We start from the raw sequence: 17442 nt of genomic DNA on the forward strand, positions 1-17442 counted from the left end.
CCACGCCGGCTCACCTGCCGCCGCGCGCCATCCGGAGCACGTCGAGGGCCTCGTCGAGCTGGGCCTCGGTCAGCTTGCCCTGCTCGATGTAGCCGCGCTCGACCACGACCTCGCGGATCGTCTTCAGCTCCTTGAGCGCCTGCTTCGCGACCGCGGCGGCCTCTTCGTAACCGATGTACTTGTTCAGCGGCGTCACGATCGACGGGGAGCCCTCGGCGTAGGCCCGGGTGCGCTCCCCGTTGACCGTGATCCCGGCGATCACCTTGTCGGCCAGCAGCCGGGACACCGCGGCCAGCAGGCGCGCCGACTCCAGCACGTTCCGGGCGATGACCGGCAGGTTCACGTTGAGCTGGAAGTTGCCCTGCGAACCGGCGTAGGCGACGGCCGCGTCGTTGCCGATGACCTGCGCGACGACCTGCAGCGTCGCCTCCGGGATCACCGGGTTGACCTTGCCCGGCATGATCGACGAGCCCGGCTGCAGGTCGGGCAGCTGCAGCTCGGCCAGACCGGTGCGCGGACCGGAACCCAGCCAGCGCAGGTCGTTGGCGATCTTGGCCAGCGACACCGCGACCGTCCGCAGGTGACCGGAGGTCTCGACCACGCTGTCCTGGCTGGCCTGCGCCTCGAAGTGGTTGCGCGCCTCGGTCAGCGGCAGCCCGGTGACCGTCGCCAGCTCCCCGGCGACGGCGGCGCCGAAGCCCTCCGGCGCGTTCAACCCGGACCCGACCGCGGTACCACCGATCGGCAGCTCGCCCAGCCGGCCCAGTCCGGACTCCAGCCGTTCGATGCCGAAGCGGACCTGCGCCGCCCACGCCCCGGCCTCCTGGCCCAGCGTGATCGGCACCGCGTCCATCAGGTGGGTGCGGCCGGACTTGACGATGTCCTGCCATTCCCCGGCGCGCCGCTCGATCGTCTCGGCGAGGTGCGTCAGCGCCGGGATGACCTCGGTGAGCACCGCCTCGGTCGCGGCGATGTGGATCGTCGTCGGGAACGTGTCGTTCGACGACTGCGAGGCGTTGACGTGGTCGTTCGGGTGCACGTCGATGCCCAGCGCGCGGCTCGCCAGGGTCGCGATGACCTCGTTGGTGTTCATGTTCGACGAGGTGCCGGAGCCGGTCTGGAACACGTCGATGGGGAAGTGCGCGTCGTGCTTGCCCTCGGCGACCTCGTCGGCGGCCGCCGCGATCGCGGCCGCCAGGTCGTCGTCGAGCACCCCGAACCGCGCGTTGACCCGCGCCGCGGCGGCTTTGAGCAGGCCGAGCGCGCGGATCTGGGCGCGCTCGAGGCCCCGGCCGGAGATCGGGAAGTTCTCGACGGCGCGCTGGGTCTGGGCCCGGTACAGCGCGTCCGCGGGCACCCTCACCTCGCCCATCGTGTCGTGTTCGATCCGGTATTCCTGTTCAGCCATAACCCGAGTCTGGCCCTTCCGCCCGGTGCTCGCTTCGTGTGTTTGCGCACCCGGAATGGTTGAATCGGACGTGTCCTGGATCACTGCGAAAGGGTGGCCGCGCGGATGGCTCTGTCAGTGGACGTGCTGATCGTGGGGGCGGGTCCGACGGGCCTGTTCGCCGCCTACTACGCCGGGTTCCGCGGTCTGTCGACGGCGGTCGTGGACTCGCTGCCCGAGGCAGGCGGTCAGGTCACCGCGATGTACCCGGAGAAGCTGATCTACGACGTCGGCGGGTTCCCCGCGGTGCGCGGCCGGGACCTGGTCAAGGGCCTGCTCGAACAGGCCGCGCCGTGGCACCCGCGGTACCTGCTGGGGCGCAAGGCCGAGGAGTTGCGCCGCGGCGCGGACGGGCTGGACGTGGTGCTCGACGGCGGTGAGGTGGTGCACGCGCGCGCGGTGCTGATCACCGCCGGGATCGGCGAGTTCACGCCCCGGCCGTTGCCCGCCGGGGACGGCTGGCTCGGCCGCGGCATGGTCCACTTCGTGCCCTCGCTGGACGCGCACGCCGGGCAGGACGTCGTGGTTGTCGGCGGCGGCGATTCGGCGTTCGACTGGGTGCTGGCGCTGCACCCGCTCGCGGCGAGCGTGACGCTCGTGCACCGCCGGTCGAAGTTCCGCGCGGCCGAGTCGATCGTCACCCAGGCCCGCGAACTGGGGACGCGGATCATCACCGACGCCGAGGTCACCGCGCTGCGCCCGGGGCCGGACGGCGCGCTCGCCGAGGTCGAGGTGCGGGTCAAGGACGCGGAGGCGCTGGCGCTGCCCGCGCAGGCGGTGGTGGCCGCGCTCGGGTTCACGGCCGATCTCGGGCCGCTGGAGAACTGGGGCCTGGACATCCACCAGCGGGCCATCCGCGTCGACTCGACAATGGCGACCGGGGTGGAGCGCGTGTTCGCCGCCGGTGACGTGGCGGCCTACCCCGGCAAGGTCAAGCTCATCGCGACCGGGTTCGGCGAGGCCGCGACCGCGGTGAACAACATCGCCGTCGCGCTCGACCCCGAGGCCCACCTGTTCCCCGGGCACTCCAGCAACCCGTGATCAGGCCGCCGGCGCCGTGGTCGTCGGCGGCGTGGTCGTCGGCACGGTGGTCGTCGGCGGCGCGGGGCTCGGGGCGGGAGCCGGGCTGGGTGCCGGCGCGGGTGCGGGTGCCGGGGCGGCCGGCGGGGGAGCGGTCTGCTCGGCGATCCACTGCGTGTACGCCACCGCCGAGGTGTAGATCGACGGCGCGGTCGTGCAGGTCGAGTCGTTGTTGCCGGAGCGGCTGGTCAGGCCGAGCAGCAGCCACCGGTCACCGGCGCGGAGCAGCTCCGGTCCGCCGGAATCGCCGTAGCACGCGCCGGACTTGCCGCCCGGGGAGTCCGTGCACAGTTCCGTCGCGGCGTCGATCGCCGCGCACCGCGTCTCCTCGACCAGTGTCGTGTCGAGCTGCTGCAGACCGGTCGGTGCGGCTCCGCACCCGGGAGCCGGGCAGGTCTGGCCCCAGCCGAGCAGCCGGACCGGCGTGCCGGCCGCGGCCGGCGTACCCAGCCCGACCGGCGCGGCCTGCACCGGGCTCGCCAGGTGGACCAGCGCGATGTCCCCGCCCGGGCCGTTCGGGTTGTAGTTCGGGTGCGCGACGATCCGGTCGGGGCGGCCGATCTCGCCGCCCTGCGTGCGATCGTTGCTGCCGACGCGGGCCGTGAACGCGTTCACCGTCTGGTCGTGCACGCAGTGCGCGGCGGTCAGCAGCCACTGCGGCGCGATCAGCGACGCCCCGCAGAAATGCCGGCCCGCGGTCGTTTGCAGCGACGCCACGAACGGGTAGGACTGGTCCGCGGACACGCCGCCGACCAGGTCCGGCCGGGCCGCCGCCGGCTGTCCGAGCACGCCCAGGGCGAGCAGGCAGGCGGCGGCGGCCAGCAGGAGTCGTCTCACGGCAGCGGGGGCACCACGTCGTCGTCGGGGGAGCCGGTCAGCACGCCGTCGAAGTCCACCGACGAGTAGGCGCGCAGCTTGGTCAGGCGGTGGTAGCCGTCGATCATCCGCACCGTGCCCGACTTGGACCGCATCACGATCGACTGGGTCGTCGCGCCGCCGGCGCGGTAGTGCACGCCGCGCAGCAGGTCGCCGTCGGTGACGCCGGTCGCGCAGAAGAACACGTTGTCGCCGCGCACGAGGTCGTCGGTGGTGAGCACGCGGTCGAGGTCGTGGCCGGCCCCGATCGCCTTCTCGCGCTCGGCGTCGTCCTTCGGCCACAGCCGGCCCTGCAGCTCCCCGCCCAGGCACTTCATCGCGCAGGCGGTGATGATGCCCTCGGGCGTGCCGCCGATGCCGAGCAGCATGTCCACGCCGGTGGTCGGGCGGGCCGCGGCGATCGCGCCGGCGACGTCACCGTCGGAGATGAAGCGGATCCGGGCGCCCGCCTCGCGGACCTCCTGGACCAGCTTCTCGTGCCGCGGCCGGTCCAGGATGCACACCGTCACGTCGGACACGTCGCTGTGCTTGGCCTTCGCGACCCGGCGGATGTTCTCCGCGACCGGCGCGGACAGGTCCACCACGCCCGCGGCCTCCGGCCCGACGGCCAGCTTCTCCATGTAGAAGACCGCCGACGGGTCGAACATCGCGCCGCGCTCGGCGACCGCGAGCACCGCCAGGGCGTTCGGCATGCCCTTCGCCATCAGGGTGGTGCCGTCGATCGGGTCCACGGCGACGTCGCAGGCCGGGCCGTCCCCGTTGCCCACCTCCTCGCCGTTGTAGAGCATCGGGGCTTCGTCCTTCTCGCCCTCACCGATGACGACGACACCGCGCATCGAGACGGTCGAGATCAGCTGGCGCATCGCGTCGACGGCCGCACCGTCGCCGGCGTTCTTGTCACCCTTGCCGACCCACCGTCCCGCCGCCATCGCGGCGGCTTCGGTGACGCGCACCAGTTCCATCGCGAGGTTGCGATCCGGCGCTTCCCGGCGTCTGGTCGTGCTCGGGGAATGGGTGCCGCTGGTCATTGCTGCCCTCCACGGTCGTGCTGGCGCGGGTAACGATTCTCGCAGACTCGCGCGGGCTCGCAGGGCAGCGGCGTGATGGTGAATGTCACCCCTCGTCGCCGGTCGAGTCCTCCACGGACTTCAGGGCGTCCTCGATCCGGTGACGAGCGCCTTCCAGGTGCCGCTCGCAGAGCTTCGCGAGGTGTTCGCCCTTCTCCCACAGCGCCAGCGACTGCTCCAGGGAAAGGCCGCCCGCCTCCAGCTCGCGGACGACCTCGATGAGCTGGTCGCGGGCCTGTTCATAGCCGAGTTCTTCGGTCACCGGGTTGTGCTCCTCGCGGGTCGACGAGCGCACACTACCGCGCTCGCCATCGCGTGGTCGTACCCGGCGAAGGCGGTCGCGAACTCCTGACCGTCACCTTCGGTGATCGCCAGTTCGATGTCGCTCTGCGCGTGGGCGACCCGCCTGCGGTGCGGCGCGCCATCGTTGAACCACCACTTCGTGCCCACATACGCCGAGGTCGCCTCGGACAGCTGCCGCAGGCGGACGTCCAGGTCCCAGCGACCGGGCACGGCGCACCCGGCCAGCAGCGACACCCAGCAGGCGCCGGCCGCGGCCTCGGCGGCACCGGCCCGGTCGAGGACGGTGCGGGCACCGGCGCGCGCCGCGGCGTCGGTGGTGAGCGGGAGGAACGTCGCTCGGGCGGAACGCAGCACTTCCTACTCCCCGGGTTCAGTCGAGTGCGCGACCGCGTGCACCGATCCGTCGACAACGCGCACGCGCAGCGGGGTTCCCTCCACCACTTCGGAGATGTGCCGGAGCACCTGGAGGTTGCCCGCCTCGTCGCGGTACTGCACGACGGCGTACCCGCGCTCGAGGGTCGCCGCCGGGCCGAGCGCGGCCAGTTTGCCGCGGGCGCCGGCGATGGCGGCCTGTTCGTGCGAGACGAGGTTGAGCATCGCGCGCCGGCCGCGTTCCCGGTGCAGCTCGATCTCGTCGGCCCGGCGGTCGACCGGGCCCAGCGGATCGGCCAGGACGGGGCGGCTGCGCAGCTGGTCGAGCAGGCGGCACTGGGTGTCCACCCACCCGTGCAGGGCGCGCCGGGCCCGGTCCCGCAGCTGCCGCACCCGCTCGGTCTCCTCCTTGACGTCCGGCACCACGCGCTTGCCCGCGTCGGTCGGGGTGGAGCAGCGCACATCGGCGACGTGGTCCAGCAGCGGCGTGTCCGGCTCGTGCCCGATCGCGCTGACCACGGGCGTGCGTGCCGCCGCGACCGCGCGGCACAGGGTCTCGTCGGAGAACGGGAGCAGGTCCTCCACGCTGCCGCCGCCGCGCGCGATGACGATGACCTCGACGGACGGGTCGGCGTCCAGCATGTGCAGCGCCTTGACGATCTGTGGCACGGCCTGCACACCCTGCACCGCGGTGTTGACCACCTGGAACGGCGCGGCCGGCCAGCGGGCGTGGGCGTTGACCAGCACGTCCCGCTCGGCGGCCGACGCGCGGCCGGTGATCAGGCCGATGCCCTTGGGCAGGAACGGCAGGCGGCGCTTGCGTTCCGCGGCGAACAGGCCCTCGGCGGCGAGCAGGCGGCGCAGCCGTTCGATGCGGGCGAGCAGCTCACCGATGCCGACCGCGCGGATCTCGCTCGCCCGCAGCGAGATCGTGCCGCGACCCAGGTAGAACGTCGGTTTGGCGAAGACGACCACGCTCGCGCCGTCCCGCAGCGGCGGTTCGATGCCGCGCAGCAGGCCGGTCGGGCAGGTGACGGTCATGGACACGTCGGCGGCCGGGTCGCGCAGGGTGAGGAACGCGGTCTGCGTGCCGGGCCGGGCGTTGACCTGGGTGACCTGGCCCTCGACCCACACCGAGCCGAGCCGGTTGATCCACTCGGCGATCTTGCGGGCGACGGTGCGGACCGGCCACGGGTTCTCCGCGCTGGTGGGTTCGGCGCTCACTCCGCGTCGGCGTCCCCGGTGGCGTTGGCGCGCTGCACGTTGGTGATGCGCCGGGCCAGCATGCCCACGAACTGCGCGCGGTTGGCGTGGGCGCGCTCGTAGGCCAGCAGTTCCTCGAGCTCGTCCAGGGAGAAGCGGCGCAGCCGGGCGCGCAGCTGGGGCAGCGTGAGCTCGTCGTAGTTGTCCAGGCCGAGCGGGCCGTCGCCGGTGCCGGCCGGGCTGTCGAACTCGCCCTCGGCGTGCTCCTCACCCAGGGCGCGTTCCTCCTGCTCCCAGGGGCTGTCGGCGACATCGGCGAGGACGGCGTCCGGGCGGTGGCCGTTGCCGAGCGGTTCCTCGGCCGGCGACTGGTCCGTGGTCAGGTCCTCGTCGAAGGTGGCCCAGCTGGGCGCCTCCTCGACCGGACGGAGTGACGAGAGGGCGTCGTCACCGCGGATGGCGAGCTCGGTGATCTGCTGCTGCATGCGCATGGAGAACTGGAGCACGCCGGAGATCACCGTGACGGGCAGGCCGAGCAGCGTCTTCGGCAGGTCACGGGCACGCTCGGCGGCGGTCACGGCGAGGCCTGCGGCGACGCGGAGGGGAAGCGGGAACGGCTTCATGGGTACAGCGTGCCGCACCTGGGCCGGTCAGCCCAACCGGCGCGGCGGGCAGAGGTGACCGGACGCACAGATTCCGGGTGGGAAGCTGGCCGGTGGGGGCACGGGCGGGGCGGGCGGCGGCCCGTACCCTTGGAGGTATGACTGCTGTCTCCGAGCCCGTCAAGCGTGTGCTGCTGGCCAAGCCGCGCGGCTACTGCGCCGGTGTCGACCGGGCCGTGGTCGCCGTGGAGAAGGCGCTCGAGTTGTACGGGCCGCCGGTGTACGTGCGCAAGGAGATCGTGCACAACCGCCACGTGGTGGAATCGCTGCGTGCGCGGGGGGTCGTCTTCGTGGACGACACGTCCGAGGTGCCCGAGGGTGAGCTCGTGGTGTTCTCCGCGCACGGCGTGTCCCCGGCCGTGCGCGCCGAGGCGGAGGAGCGCAACCTGCGCACCATCGACGCGACGTGCCCCCTGGTGACCAAGGTGCACAAGGAGGTCAACCGGTTCGCCGGCCAGGACTACGACATCCTGCTCATCGGGCACGAGGGGCACGAGGAGGTCGAGGGCACCGCGGGCGAGGCGCCCACGCACGTGCAGCTGGTGGACACGGCCGAGGACGCGGCGAAGGTCGAGGTGCGTGACCCGTCGAAGGTCGTGTGGCTGTCGCAGACCACGTTGAGCGTGGACGAGACGATGGAGCGCGTCGACCAGCTCAAGGGCCGCTTCCCCAACCTGATGGACCCGCCCAGCGACGACATCTGCTACGCCACGTCGAATCGGCAGACGGCCGTGAAGGCGATGGCCCCGGAGTGCGACCTGGTGCTGGTGGTGGGCTCGACGAACTCGTCGAACTCGCAGCGCCTGGTCGAGGTGGCCAAGCAGGCCGGCGCGAAGGACGCGCACCTGATCGACTTCGCCCACGAGGTGGATGAGTCGTGGCTGGCGGACGTGACGACGGTCGGTGTCACGAGTGGCGCCTCGGTGCCCGACGTGCTGGTGATGGACCTGCTGAGCTGGCTGGCGGACCGCGGCTGGGGCGAGGTCGAGGAGGTCACCACCGCCAACGAGAAGATCGCCTTCGCCCTGCCCCGGGAACTGCGCCGCGCCTGAGCGGAGCTCGCTGCCACGGCCGCGTCGCCGCTGTCGCGGGTTGCCGGCCACCGCGGCACCGAGGTGACGCGTCGGGGCTGCTGGTCGGCCCGCGGTGCGCGACCGTGGGTGCTTGCTCGGCGGTGAGGTGTGGCGCGTGCGGTGCTGCTCGTGGGTCTGTGGGGCGCCGGCCTGGTGGCTTGTTCCCAGCGCCTCGGGTAGCCCTGCTGAGTCGCTGGCCGGGGCTCCGCGCTCCGCGCGCACTCGTGTGCTGATCTCGGCTGCGCCCCTGCTCGGTGCGCGTCTGGCTTGGCAGGCGCTGCTGTGGGCCGACCTCGTTGGCGCCCCGACGGCCGCTGCGGTGAGCCGCATCCTGATGCCGGGGTGGCCGCTGCGAGAGTCGTGGCCGGTGCCGGGTAGCTCGCTGGGCACGAGCCTTGCGGCGTGCCCGTGCAGCTGTGAGCCCACGCGGTGCGGGTTTGTCGACACGGGGAGTGCGCGACGAGCCTCGCGGCGCCTCGTCGCCGGCGCTGCTCTCCGCCTGCCTGGTGGGAGCCGGTTGGTCGCCGCGGTGAGCCTTCGTGGTGCCCCGTGGCCGCTCCTCACCGCTGCGTGCCGCGGGAGTGTGCTCGGCCGTCGGTTCGGGCGGCCGGGTTGTCGCGTGCTTGGCCGCGCGGCTTCTGGGCACCGCGCGGTACGAACTGCCGCTGCCGGCCGGGAGCGCGGCCGCGGCGCACGTCGTCCGAGGAATCGAGGAGCATCGCCGCGGCCCGGGGAGCGTACGCGGCGGCTCGCACCAGCCCGATCAGCCGCTGAGCCTGCGCCGCAGCGTGCGTCACGCCGACCAGGGACCGTGCACGCGAAGGCTCGTGGACCCGGTCAGCGGCGCGCCCTCCCCAGCACAGGACCTACGGCCCGTCGATGACCCGGCACCATGCCGTTCCGCGCAGCTCGCTCTCGGGCTTGTTGGCGGAGGTCAGGCGTCGTCGTCCCAGGGGCGGCGGCGTGGCGGGGTTCCGCGGCGGCCTTGTGGGGCGCGGCGTGGCTCCTGGACCGGGTCGCCTGCCCGCGGTGGGACCCGCCGGGCACGGTTGGCGGCACCGCCGGACCGCGGCTCGCCGCCGCGGCGATCGTCCTCCTCCGGCGGCACGCCCCGCTGACGAGGGCGCCGGCCCACCGACGGTGTCTTACCGCCGCGCGCCGCGGGATCCCGGCGCGGCTCGTCCTCCCCGGCGCGGCGACCACCGGAGTCCCCGCCGGCACGCCCCCGCCGAGGGGTGTCCGTGGCGCGACGAGGGTCGTCCTCCGGCGGCAGCCGGCGTCCCGGGCGTCGCCCGGCCGACGCGCGGCCGGCAGCCGCCGCACCACCGGTGCGACCCTCCTTCGAGCCGCCGGCGCGGTCCTCGGCGCCGCCGGGCCGGTCGGCGGCCGGCCGCCGACCACTTGATCCGGCGTCGCCGCGACCCGCGCCACCAGGACGCTTCGGGTCCGTCGGCCGCTTGCCGTCCCCGGTTTTGGCTGTCAGATCCGGGTTTCGCTCGCGGTAGATGCGCACGATGCCCAGTACCAGGGTGCAACCCGTGGTGACCGCCATCGTCGGAAACCCGTTGATCAGCGGCGTCCCGATGGCCAGCGCCTTACTCAGCATGTCGCTGTTCTCCGGCATCCCGGACACCATCAGCACCACTCCGGGCACCGTGATTCCGAGGATGAGCGGAGGCTGCACCATCGGCCCGAACAGGCTGCGCCGCTGCACAGCGCAGACCGCCGCGACCGCGCCGATGAAGTACGCGCCCTTGAACAGCCATCCCAGCTCATGCCGGGTCTGCATGTCGATGACCGCACCGGCCACCGCCAGCCCGAAGGCGAGGAGCACAGCACCCCACCACGGCAAGCCGCGGCGGTCACCGACGATGGGACGCTGATCCCACGGCAGCGGCACGTCGTCGGCGTCGGAATCGCTCCGGCGATCGGGAATGGCGGTCACGAGGCAACACCGTAACCTGTAGCGCGCATCACCGGCTCCCCATCCCGCCGAGGATGGGGTCAGGCCACTGCTTCGGCCCGCCCGGAACGGGCCTGATCAGCGGTTTCGGCGCCGATGACCGTGTTGGCGGGCCGCCGGTAGCCCAGGATTTCGCTAACTCGCTGCGATCTCGTCCCCCCTCCGGATGGGGGCGACCTCGGTGGGGCTCCCTGCCGCGTCCGACAGCGGCGCCACCGCTGCCCGGAACCCTTCGAGCGCATCCAGCTCCCGCCGTCGCGCCGACAGAAACCGCTGCAGGTGGGTGCTGCTGAGGTTGAGCGCTTCGACCGCGTTTCCTGCCGCCCGGTGTGCCGTCGCCGCACCGGCCCGCACCCGCTCGATGTCCTCCACGACCGCCCGGTCGCTCGCGGCGAACAGCGCGGCAGACGCCACCACCGCGAACCCGGTCGGCCCGCACAGGAACACCCGCCGGTCGAGCATCCAGCGCAGCAGTTCCGGATCGGTGTCCAGCGCCGCCACCACGGCCGCGTCGGAGGGCACGAACATCACCGTGCCGTAGATCGCGTCGGCCCAGCGCTGGTATCCCTTGCCGGCCAGTTCGGCGGCCCGGGACCGCAGGTTGCGGACGTGCACCCGCAGCGCGTCCATGCGCTCGTCCGGATCGTCGGTCTCGACCGCTTCCGCCCAGCACGCGAGGCTGGCCTTCGCGTCGACGGGCACACTGCGGTCGCCACCGACCCGCAGCACCATGTCGGGTTTGGCCGAGCCACCGCCGCCCAGGTCGGTCTGCAGTGTGTAGTGCAGCCCCTCGCGCAGCCCCAGCGCCCGCGCCGTCTCGGCCAGGACCTGCTCACCCAGCTCGCCCCGGCCGCTGATCGAGGCGAACGCGACCTCGTACCTGCGCAGCGCCGCCTGGTGCTGATCCACGCGTGACCGCTCGGCTTCGACCAGGCGAGCCGCGGCGTCGGCGCGGCGCACGCTGTCGCCGTAGAGCCGCCACAGCAGGGCGATCGCCACGACCAGGACCACAGCGATCGCGACGGCTGCCGTGGTGATCACGGTGGAGGCCACTGCCGCCCTCCTTTCTTGATCGTCGAGAACGTGACCGCATCATGGCGGAGGGCACCGACAAAAACCGGGCCCGCCCTTCCCGATCTTCTCCGAACGCACGTTCGGGTGAAGCTGAGCGGTGTGTCTGCGGGTTTCTGTCGGACCCTCCTCCTAACTTGGGCCACGTGAGACTCCTGCACACCTCCGACTGGCACGTCGGACGCACCTTCCACGGGCTGGACCTGCTCGCCGAGCAGGACGCCGTGCTCGCGCACCTCGCGGACCTCGTGGCCGCCGAGGGGGTCGACGTCGTCCTCGTCTCGGGCGACATCTACGACCGGGCCGTGCCCTCGGCCGAGGCCGTGCAGGTCGCCAACCGCGCTCTCGGGCGCCTCCGGCACGCGGGTGCGCAGCTGGTCCTCACGTCCGGCAACCACGACTCCGCGCCACGGCTCGGTGCGTTCGGCGAGTTCGCCGCGGCCGGCGGCCTGCACCTGCGCACCACCATCGATCGGATCGCCGATCCGGTCGTGCTCGACGATGCCCACGGTGCGGTCGCGATCTACGGCATCCCCTACCTGGAGCCGGAACCGGCCCGGCAGGCGCTCGGCGTGACGGGTGCGCGCGGGCACACGGCCGTGCTCACCGAAGCGATGCGACGGATCCGGGCCGATCTCGCGGAACGGCCGCCGGGAACGCGGTCGGTCGTGCTCGCGCACGCGTTCGTCACCGGGGCCGCGCCCACCGAATCGGAACGCTCCATCGCTGTCGGCGGGGTCGAACAGGTGCCGGGTTCGGTGTTCGACGGGGCCGACTACGTCGCGCTGGGGCATCTGCACGGGCCGCAGACGCTCGCCGAGCACCTGCGGTACTCGGGCAGCCCCGTCGCCTACTCGTTTTCCGAGGCACAGCAACGGAAATCGGTCTGGATAGTCGATCTCGACGGCTCGGGCCTGGCGGATGTCCGGCGGCACGAGCTGCCGGTCCCGCGCCGGCTGGCCAAGCTCACCGGCCGCCTGGCGGACCTGCTGGCCGACCCGGCGCACGACGAGCTGGCCGAGTGCTATCTCTCGGTCACGCTCACCGATCCGGTGCGTCCCGTCGAGGCGATGCGGTCCTTGCGCGACCGCTTTCCACACGCAGTCCACCTGGAATGGCAGCCGGAGAACGGGAAGACATCGTCGGCGCTGCGGTACGCGGCCGCCGTGCGCGGGCGTTCGGACCAGGAGATCGCCCGTGGCTTCCTCGACGACTGCCGCGGGGCGCCGCCGAACGAGCGGGAGGCCGGGTTGCTGCGCGCGGCCCTGGAGAAGGCGGACCGGGAGGACGCGGCATGAGACTGCACCGGCTGGAGGTGGCGGCCTTCGGCCCGTACCGGTCCCGGCAGGTCGTCGATTTCGACGCGCTCGGGGCCGACGGGCTGTTCCTCCTGCACGGCGACACCGGCGCGGGCAAGACCACGCTGCTGGACGCGGTGGCGTTCGCCTTGTTCGGCACCGTTCCCGGCGCGCGTGGGCAGGTCAAGCGGTTGCGCTGCGACCTCGCGGATCCGGAGGAGCCGACCGAGGTCGTGCTCGAGCTCACCGTGCAGGGGCAGCGGTTGCGCATCGCGCGCAGCCCGGAGTACCAGCGTCCGAAGCGGCGGGGCGAGGGGACCACCACTCAGCAAGCGAAGGCCGTGCTCACATGGATCGGTGTACCGCCCGCCGGTCAGCCGGCCGAGGGACTGACGCGCATCGACGAGGTCGGGCGCACGGTGCAACGCCTGCTGGGGATGAGCGCGGATCAGTTCTTCCAGGTCGTGTTGCTGCCGCAGGGCGAGTTCGCCCGTTTCCTGCGCGCCGACACCGACGAGCGCGAGAAGCTGCTGGAAAGGCTGTTCGGCACCAAGCGGTTCGCCGACGTCGAGGCGTGGTTCCGCGAACGGCGGGCGGAGCAACGGCGCGAACTCGATCAGCAGCGCCAGGAGCTGCGCGAGTGGACCGCCCGATTCGCCCAGGTGGCCGGTGCGGACGCGCCCGAGGAGGACGTCGCGGGCTGGGTCGCGCGGACCGGCGAGCGGATCCGGGCCACGGTTGAGCGGGCGCGGGAGGACGAGCAGCGTGCGCGAGCCGCGCGCGAGTCGGCCGACGAGCTGCTGGCCGAGCGGCTGTCGGCCGCCGAGCGGGTGCGCCGGGTCCGGGAGGCGCACCAGCGGCTCGCGGTGCTGGCCGAGCAGGAGGACGAACGCGCCCGCTGGGCGGAGGAACTCGCCGCGGCGCGGCGAGCGGCGACCGTCGTGGCGGTCGCGGCACAGGCCGACCGGTGCGCGACGCAGCTCGACGAAGCCCGGCTCGCCGAGGATCACAAGGCCCAGGCGCTGGCGGCGACCGGTTTCGTGAACGCGGAGGTGGACACCGCGGAACTGCGCAAGCTGTCCGGGCAGTTGCGTGAGGAGGCCGGCGCACTGGCCGGACTCGTCGCCGAGGCCGAACAGCAGGCGCGGGATCAGCGGGACATCGAGCGCTTCGCCGAGACGGCGGCGGACGCGCGAGCGCGGGTCGAGGTGCTCGGCGAAAAGCTCGCCGGTATCCCGGAGCGCGCACGGGATCTGCGGGAGCGCCTCGACGTCGCGATCGACGCCGAAGCGAAGCTCGGTGAGGTTCGCAAACGGGAGGCCGACCTGGTCGCTGCTGTCGCGGACGCGGAGCGCCTGCCCGCGGCGCGGCGAGCCCTGGCCGACGCGGAAGCGGCTGCCCGGGAGGCGATCGACCGGCATCAGGAGGCACGCGAACGGTTTCTCGAGCTGCGCCGGTGGCGGCTGGACGGCATGGCGGCCGAGCTCGCCGCGCGTCTGACATCCGGATCGCCGTGCCCGGTGTGTGGTTCCTCCGACCACCCGGCACCCGCGATCGCGGCGCCCGAGGCCGTCTCACCGGAGCAGGAGCACGCAGCCGAGGAGGCCGAGGCCCGGGCGGAGCGGCAGCGCAAGGTGGCCGAGGCGGCCCGGTACAACGCGGAAACCAAGCTGGCCGCGCTGCGCGAACGCTTGCGGGGCCGGGATGGCGCTCAGCTGGGCGAGGAGCTGTCCGCGTTGCGCAAGGAAATCGCCGGATTGGATGCGCTGGCGGAACAACGTGCCGCACTGGCCAAGCAGGTGCAGGCGACCGAGACCGAGCAGCGGGAACTCGAAGGGAAACGTGCGGCGGAACTGCAGAAGGCCACCGCGGCGGAAACCCAGCGGCAGGCGTTGACCGAGCGCGTCGCCGAGCGTGCGCGACGGCTCGACGCGGCACGCGGCGAGCACACGGACGTCGGCGCGCGGCGTGCCCATCTGACCGGGATCGTGCGGGCACTGGACGAACTGGCCGAGGCGCGTGCCGCCACCGCGAGCGCAGCCGGGCAGCTCGAGCGTCAGCGCGTCGAGGTGGGGGAAGCCCTGCGCCGCGCCGGCTTCGAGACGGTTGCGGAGATGCGGGCCGCCGCGCGGGACGAGGTGACGATCCGCGACCTCGAGCGGCGCCTCGCCGAGGCCGATGCTGCCGAGGCGGCCGCGCGGGCCACCCTGAGCGAGCCGGACCTGTCGGGGGTCGGGCCGGACGACGAGGTCGACGTCGCTTCGGCGAAGGCCGGGGCCCAGTCGGCGCGAGAACGGGCCGAAGCCGCGTTCGCCGTCCTGCGATCGGCGGACGCACAGGCGGACGCGCTCGGCACGCTCGCCGAACGCCTGAGCGCCGCGACCGAGCGGTTACGCCCGCTGGAGGAGGAGTTCGCCGAGCTCGACGCTCTGACCGACGTGGTCAACGGGCGCGGGCAGAACGCGCGGAAGATGTCGCTGCGGTCGTACGTCCTGGCGGCTCGGCTGGAAGAGGTCGCCCTCGCCGCTACGGCGCGGTTGCAGACGATGAGTCAGGGACGCTACTCGTTCGTGCACTCCGACGCCGCCGGATCGCACGGCACGAGGGGTGGCCTGGGACTGGACGTACTGGACGACTTCTCCGGCACGGTCCGGCCGGCCAAGACCCTGTCCGGCGGGGAGTCGTTCCTCGCGTCGCTGGCGCTGGCCCTGGGGCTGGCGGATGTGGTCGCCGCGGGGACCGGTGGCTCGCTGCTGGACACGCTGTTCGTCGACGAGGGGTTCGGCACCCTCGACTCGGAGACGCTCGACGTGGTGATGAACATCCTCGACGAGCTGCGGGCCGGGGGCCGGGTGGTCGGCCTGGTGTCCCATGTGGAGGAATTGCGGCAGCGGATCCCGACCCGGCTGCGGGTGCGCAAGTCCCGCACCGGGTCGAGTTTGGAGCTGCAGATGGCCTGATTTCTCAAGCGCGATAAGGGGTTTCGTGGTCGAGCAGCCAGCGCTTGACATCGACACCCCAGCGGAAGCCACCCAGCGCGCCACCGATGCGGAGCACGCGGTGGCAGGGCACGAACAGCGCCGCCGCGTTGCGAGCGCAGGCCGAAGCCGCGGCCCGGACAGCGGCGGGACGGCCGGCAAGCGCGGCGTACTCGCTGTAGGTGACCGGCTTTCCGGCGGGCACGGTGCGCAGCACGTCCCACGCGTGCTGCAGGAACTCGCCGGACCGCTGGCGCACCGGAATGTCGTCGATCGCGTCCAGTTCGCCCTCGTGGTAGCGGCGGACCGCGGTGCTCACCGCGCCGAGGTCACGCTTCTCCTGCAGGCCGGACGGGCGCAGTGCGGGGGAGATCTGGGGAGTCAGCAGGTCCAGGTCGGCCGTCCAGCCGGAGGCCAGCACGGCCCCGTCGCCGGCGACGATGGCGGTGAACGGGCCGATCGGGGTGTCGGTGGTGGCCCAGTGGGCGATGCTCATGTCGGTTCTCCTTGCGGGTTTCAGGCTTGGCTCGAGCGCCACAGGTACATGCCGGCGTAGGACCGCCAGGGCCGCCATGCCTGCGCTCGTTCGGTCAGTGCGGGGATGTCGTCGGCGATGCCGAGGGCGGCCGCGCCTTTGCGGAGCACGAGGTCGCCGGTGAGCAGCACGTCGGGAACGCCGAGGACGCGCATCAGCACGTAGTCCGCCGTCCACGGCCCGACGCCGGTGAGCTCGAGCAGTTCGGCCCGCAGTTCGGCGGAGTCGCGGCCGACGTGCACGTCCACCTCGCCGGAAGCGAGCGCGGCGGCGGCGGCCAGGATGGCGTCCACGCGGCGCTTCGGGCCGCGGAGCACCTCGTGACCTCGCTCGGCGACCGCCTCGGCGGTGGGGAACAGCAGCACCCCGTCCTGCCATGGGACCGGATCACCGAGCGCGGCGGTGAGCCGGGCCGCGGCGGTGCGCGCGGCGGCGACCGACACCTGCTGGCCGAGCATCGCGCGCAGCACCAGCTCGGGACCGTCGGCCGCGCCCGGGACCCGGATACCCGGGGTCGCCGCGACGGCGGGCGCCAGCGCGGGGTCCGCGCCGAGCACGCGCGACACGGCCTCGGGGTCGGCGTCGAGGTCCAGCAGGCGCCGCGCGCGGGTGACGGCGGCCCCCAGGTCGCGGACGTCGGCGAGCTGCAGGTCGCAGCGCACGTGCCCGTCCCGTGGCGTCAGTGTCACGGACGCGGCGCCGTGCGGGAGCCGCAGGGTGCGGGCGTAGCTGTGCTCGTCGGCGTACTCGACGCCGGGCACCGCCCGTGCGGCGAAGAAGCCGAGTAGCCCGGCCGCGTCGAACGGCGGGCGGAACGGCAGCCGCAGGGACAGCCGGGTCCCGGCGGTGCCCGCCTCGGGCTCGACGGCACCCGCGCGCCGCCGAGCCGCGGCGGCTGCGGCGCGCAGCTGCGACGGCGTGCGGGCGAAGACCTCGCGGATGGTGTCGTTGAACTGCCGGATGCTCGCGAACCCGGCGGCGAAGGCGACGTCGGCCAGCGGCAGCTCGGACAGCTCGATGAGCAGCCGCGCCGAATGCGCCCGGTGGGCCCGGGCCAGGGCCAGCGGTCCCGCGCCGAGCTCGGCGGTCAGGACCCGGCCGAGCTGCCGCTCGGAGTAGCCGAGCCGGCGGGCCAGGCCGGGCACGCCTTCACGCTCGATGACGCCGTCCGCGATCAGCCGCATCGCCCGCGCGGCGAGGTCGGCCCGCACGTTCCACTCCGGCGAGCCGGGCACGGCGTCGGGCAGGCAGCGCCGGCAGGCGCGGAAACCCGCGGTCTGGGCCGCGGCCGCGGTCGGGTAGAACCGCACGTTCTCCTGCCGCGGCGTGAGCGCCGGGCAGGACGGCCGGCAGTAGATGCCGGTCGTGCGCACGGCCGTGATGAACTGGCCGTCGAAGCGGGCGTCGCGCGAGGCGACCGCGCGGTAGCAGCGCTCGGCGTCCCGCCAGAGAGCCTGGTCGGCTGGTGCCACGGTGGCTGTCATGGGTTCGATACTGCCAGCAGGTCAGCCGCT

Annotated in this window: 16 protein-coding genes; 4 read left to right on the forward strand and 12 right to left on the reverse strand. The window is 73.2% G+C overall.

From position 1 onward, the window contains the following. Positions 1-10: 10 nt before the first annotated feature. Positions 11-1408 carry a class II fumarate hydratase gene (locus tag FHX45_RS20800; RefSeq protein ID WP_167104586.1) on the reverse strand — a complete coding sequence of 466 codons (1398 nt, stop codon included), beginning with the start codon at positions 1406-1408 and terminating at the stop codon, positions 11-13. Positions 1409-1513: 105 nt separating this feature from the next. On the opposite strand from FHX45_RS20800, the gene FHX45_RS20805 reads away from it, so the two are divergent. Then, positions 1514-2488, forward strand: coding sequence for an NAD(P)/FAD-dependent oxidoreductase (locus FHX45_RS20805; RefSeq protein ID WP_167104588.1), 975 nt, complete (start codon positions 1514-1516; stop codon positions 2486-2488). Here FHX45_RS20805 and FHX45_RS20810 read toward each other — a convergent pair whose 3' ends face one another. From FHX45_RS20810 to FHX45_RS20835, 6 genes are all read right to left on the reverse strand, one after another. Further along, on the reverse strand, positions 2489-3364 hold the full coding sequence (locus FHX45_RS20810; protein ID WP_167104590.1) for a trypsin-like serine protease: 876 nt from the start codon (positions 3362-3364) through the stop codon (positions 2489-2491). It lies immediately after the preceding gene. Continuing rightward, positions 3361-4431, reverse strand: a complete 1071-nt coding sequence (glpX, locus tag FHX45_RS20815) for a class II fructose-bisphosphatase (RefSeq protein ID WP_167104592.1) — start codon at positions 4429-4431, stop codon at positions 3361-3363. The genes FHX45_RS20810 and glpX overlap by 4 nt, the downstream gene beginning before the upstream one ends. An 85-nt stretch (positions 4432-4516) precedes the next feature. Beyond that, positions 4517-4732 (reverse strand): exodeoxyribonuclease VII small subunit, encoded by a 216-nt coding sequence (locus FHX45_RS20820; RefSeq protein ID WP_167104595.1) that lies wholly within the window; start codon positions 4730-4732, stop codon positions 4517-4519. Further along, positions 4729-5127, reverse strand: a complete 399-nt coding sequence (locus FHX45_RS20825; protein WP_167104597.1) for a hypothetical protein — start codon at positions 5125-5127, stop codon at positions 4729-4731. Before FHX45_RS20825 ends, FHX45_RS20820 begins: the two co-directional genes overlap by 4 nt. Positions 5128-5130: 3 nt before the next feature. Next, a complete protein-coding gene (xseA, locus tag FHX45_RS20830) occupies positions 5131-6369 on the reverse strand; it encodes an exodeoxyribonuclease VII large subunit (protein WP_167104599.1) in 1239 nt (412 codons plus the stop codon). Then, the gene (locus tag FHX45_RS20835) at positions 6366-6971 is read right to left on the reverse strand and encodes a lipid droplet-associated protein (RefSeq protein ID WP_167104601.1); all 606 of its coding nucleotides are present in this window, start codon (positions 6969-6971) and stop codon (positions 6366-6368) included. Before FHX45_RS20835 ends, xseA begins: the two co-directional genes overlap by 4 nt. 137 nt (positions 6972-7108) lie before the next feature. On the opposite strand from FHX45_RS20835, the gene FHX45_RS20840 reads away from it, so the two are divergent. Further along, on the forward strand, positions 7109-8062 hold the full coding sequence (locus FHX45_RS20840) for a 4-hydroxy-3-methylbut-2-enyl diphosphate reductase (protein ID WP_167104604.1): 954 nt from the start codon (positions 7109-7111) through the stop codon (positions 8060-8062). 581 nt (positions 8063-8643) lie between these two features. Here FHX45_RS20840 and FHX45_RS20845 read toward each other — a convergent pair. From FHX45_RS20845 to rmuC, 3 genes are all read right to left on the reverse strand, one after another. Beyond that, positions 8644-8880 carry a hypothetical protein gene (locus tag FHX45_RS20845; protein WP_167104606.1) on the reverse strand — a complete coding sequence of 79 codons (237 nt, stop codon included), beginning with the start codon at positions 8878-8880 and terminating at the stop codon, positions 8644-8646. A 137-nt stretch (positions 8881-9017) separates the two neighbouring features. After that, entirely contained in the window at positions 9018-10028 is a 1011-nt protein-coding gene (locus FHX45_RS20850) for a DUF6542 domain-containing protein (protein WP_167104609.1), read from the reverse strand. A gap of 153 nt (positions 10029-10181) precedes the next feature. Beyond that, positions 10182-11099 carry a DNA recombination protein RmuC gene (rmuC, locus tag FHX45_RS20855; RefSeq protein ID WP_167104611.1) on the reverse strand — a complete coding sequence of 306 codons (918 nt, stop codon included), beginning with the start codon at positions 11097-11099 and terminating at the stop codon, positions 10182-10184. Positions 11100-11263: 164 nt separating this feature from the next. On the opposite strand from rmuC, the gene FHX45_RS20860 reads away from it, so the two are divergent. Together FHX45_RS20860 and FHX45_RS20865 are read left to right on the forward strand one after the other, a co-directional pair. Next, entirely contained in the window at positions 11264-12415 is a 1152-nt protein-coding gene (locus tag FHX45_RS20860; protein WP_167104614.1) for an exonuclease SbcCD subunit D C-terminal domain-containing protein, read from the forward strand. Beyond that, complete coding sequence (locus tag FHX45_RS20865) at positions 12412-15375, forward strand: AAA family ATPase (protein WP_167104617.1); 2964 nt, start codon at positions 12412-12414, stop codon at positions 15373-15375. Before FHX45_RS20860 ends, FHX45_RS20865 begins: the two co-directional genes overlap by 4 nt. A gap of 4 nt (positions 15376-15379) precedes the next feature. Here the strand turns inward: FHX45_RS20865 and FHX45_RS20870 are convergent, their stop codons facing one another. Together FHX45_RS20870 and FHX45_RS20875 are read right to left on the reverse strand one after the other, a co-directional pair. Next, positions 15380-15889: a methylated-DNA--[protein]-cysteine S-methyltransferase gene (locus FHX45_RS20870; protein WP_167104620.1), complete on the reverse strand. Its 510-nt coding sequence runs from the start codon at positions 15887-15889 to the stop codon at positions 15380-15382. A gap of 20 nt (positions 15890-15909) precedes the next feature. Continuing rightward, positions 15910-17412 (reverse strand): AlkA N-terminal domain-containing protein, encoded by a 1503-nt coding sequence (locus FHX45_RS20875; protein WP_167104623.1) that lies wholly within the window; start codon positions 17410-17412, stop codon positions 15910-15912. Between the last annotated feature and the right edge of the window lie 30 nt (positions 17413-17442).

This window comes from Amycolatopsis granulosa (assembly GCF_011758745.1).
GTDB lineage: Bacteria > Actinomycetota > Actinomycetes > Mycobacteriales > Pseudonocardiaceae > Amycolatopsis_E > Amycolatopsis_E granulosa.

What these genes read in the sequence shown, in the direction of transcription:
- FHX45_RS20800 (WP_167104586.1), bottom strand. Translation starts at nt 1,408, where the DNA reads ATGGCTGAACAGGAATACCGGATCGAACACGACACGATGGGCGAGGTG.
- FHX45_RS20805 (WP_167104588.1), top strand. Translation starts at nt 1,514, where the DNA reads ATGGCTCTGTCAGTGGACGTGCTGATCGTGGGGGCGGGTCCGACGGGC.
- glpX (WP_167104592.1), bottom strand. Translation starts at nt 4,431, where the DNA reads ATGACCAGCGGCACCCATTCCCCGAGCACGACCAGACGCCGGGAAGCG.
- FHX45_RS20835 (WP_167104601.1), bottom strand. Translation starts at nt 6,971, where the DNA reads ATGAAGCCGTTCCCGCTTCCCCTCCGCGTCGCCGCAGGCCTCGCCGTG.
- FHX45_RS20840 (WP_167104604.1), top strand. Translation starts at nt 7,109, where the DNA reads ATGACTGCTGTCTCCGAGCCCGTCAAGCGTGTGCTGCTGGCCAAGCCG.
- FHX45_RS20865 (WP_167104617.1), top strand. Translation starts at nt 12,412, where the DNA reads ATGAGACTGCACCGGCTGGAGGTGGCGGCCTTCGGCCCGTACCGGTCC.
- FHX45_RS20870 (WP_167104620.1), bottom strand. Translation starts at nt 15,889, where the DNA reads ATGAGCATCGCCCACTGGGCCACCACCGACACCCCGATCGGCCCGTTC.
- FHX45_RS20875 (WP_167104623.1), bottom strand. Translation starts at nt 17,412, where the DNA reads ATGACAGCCACCGTGGCACCAGCCGACCAGGCTCTCTGGCGGGACGCC.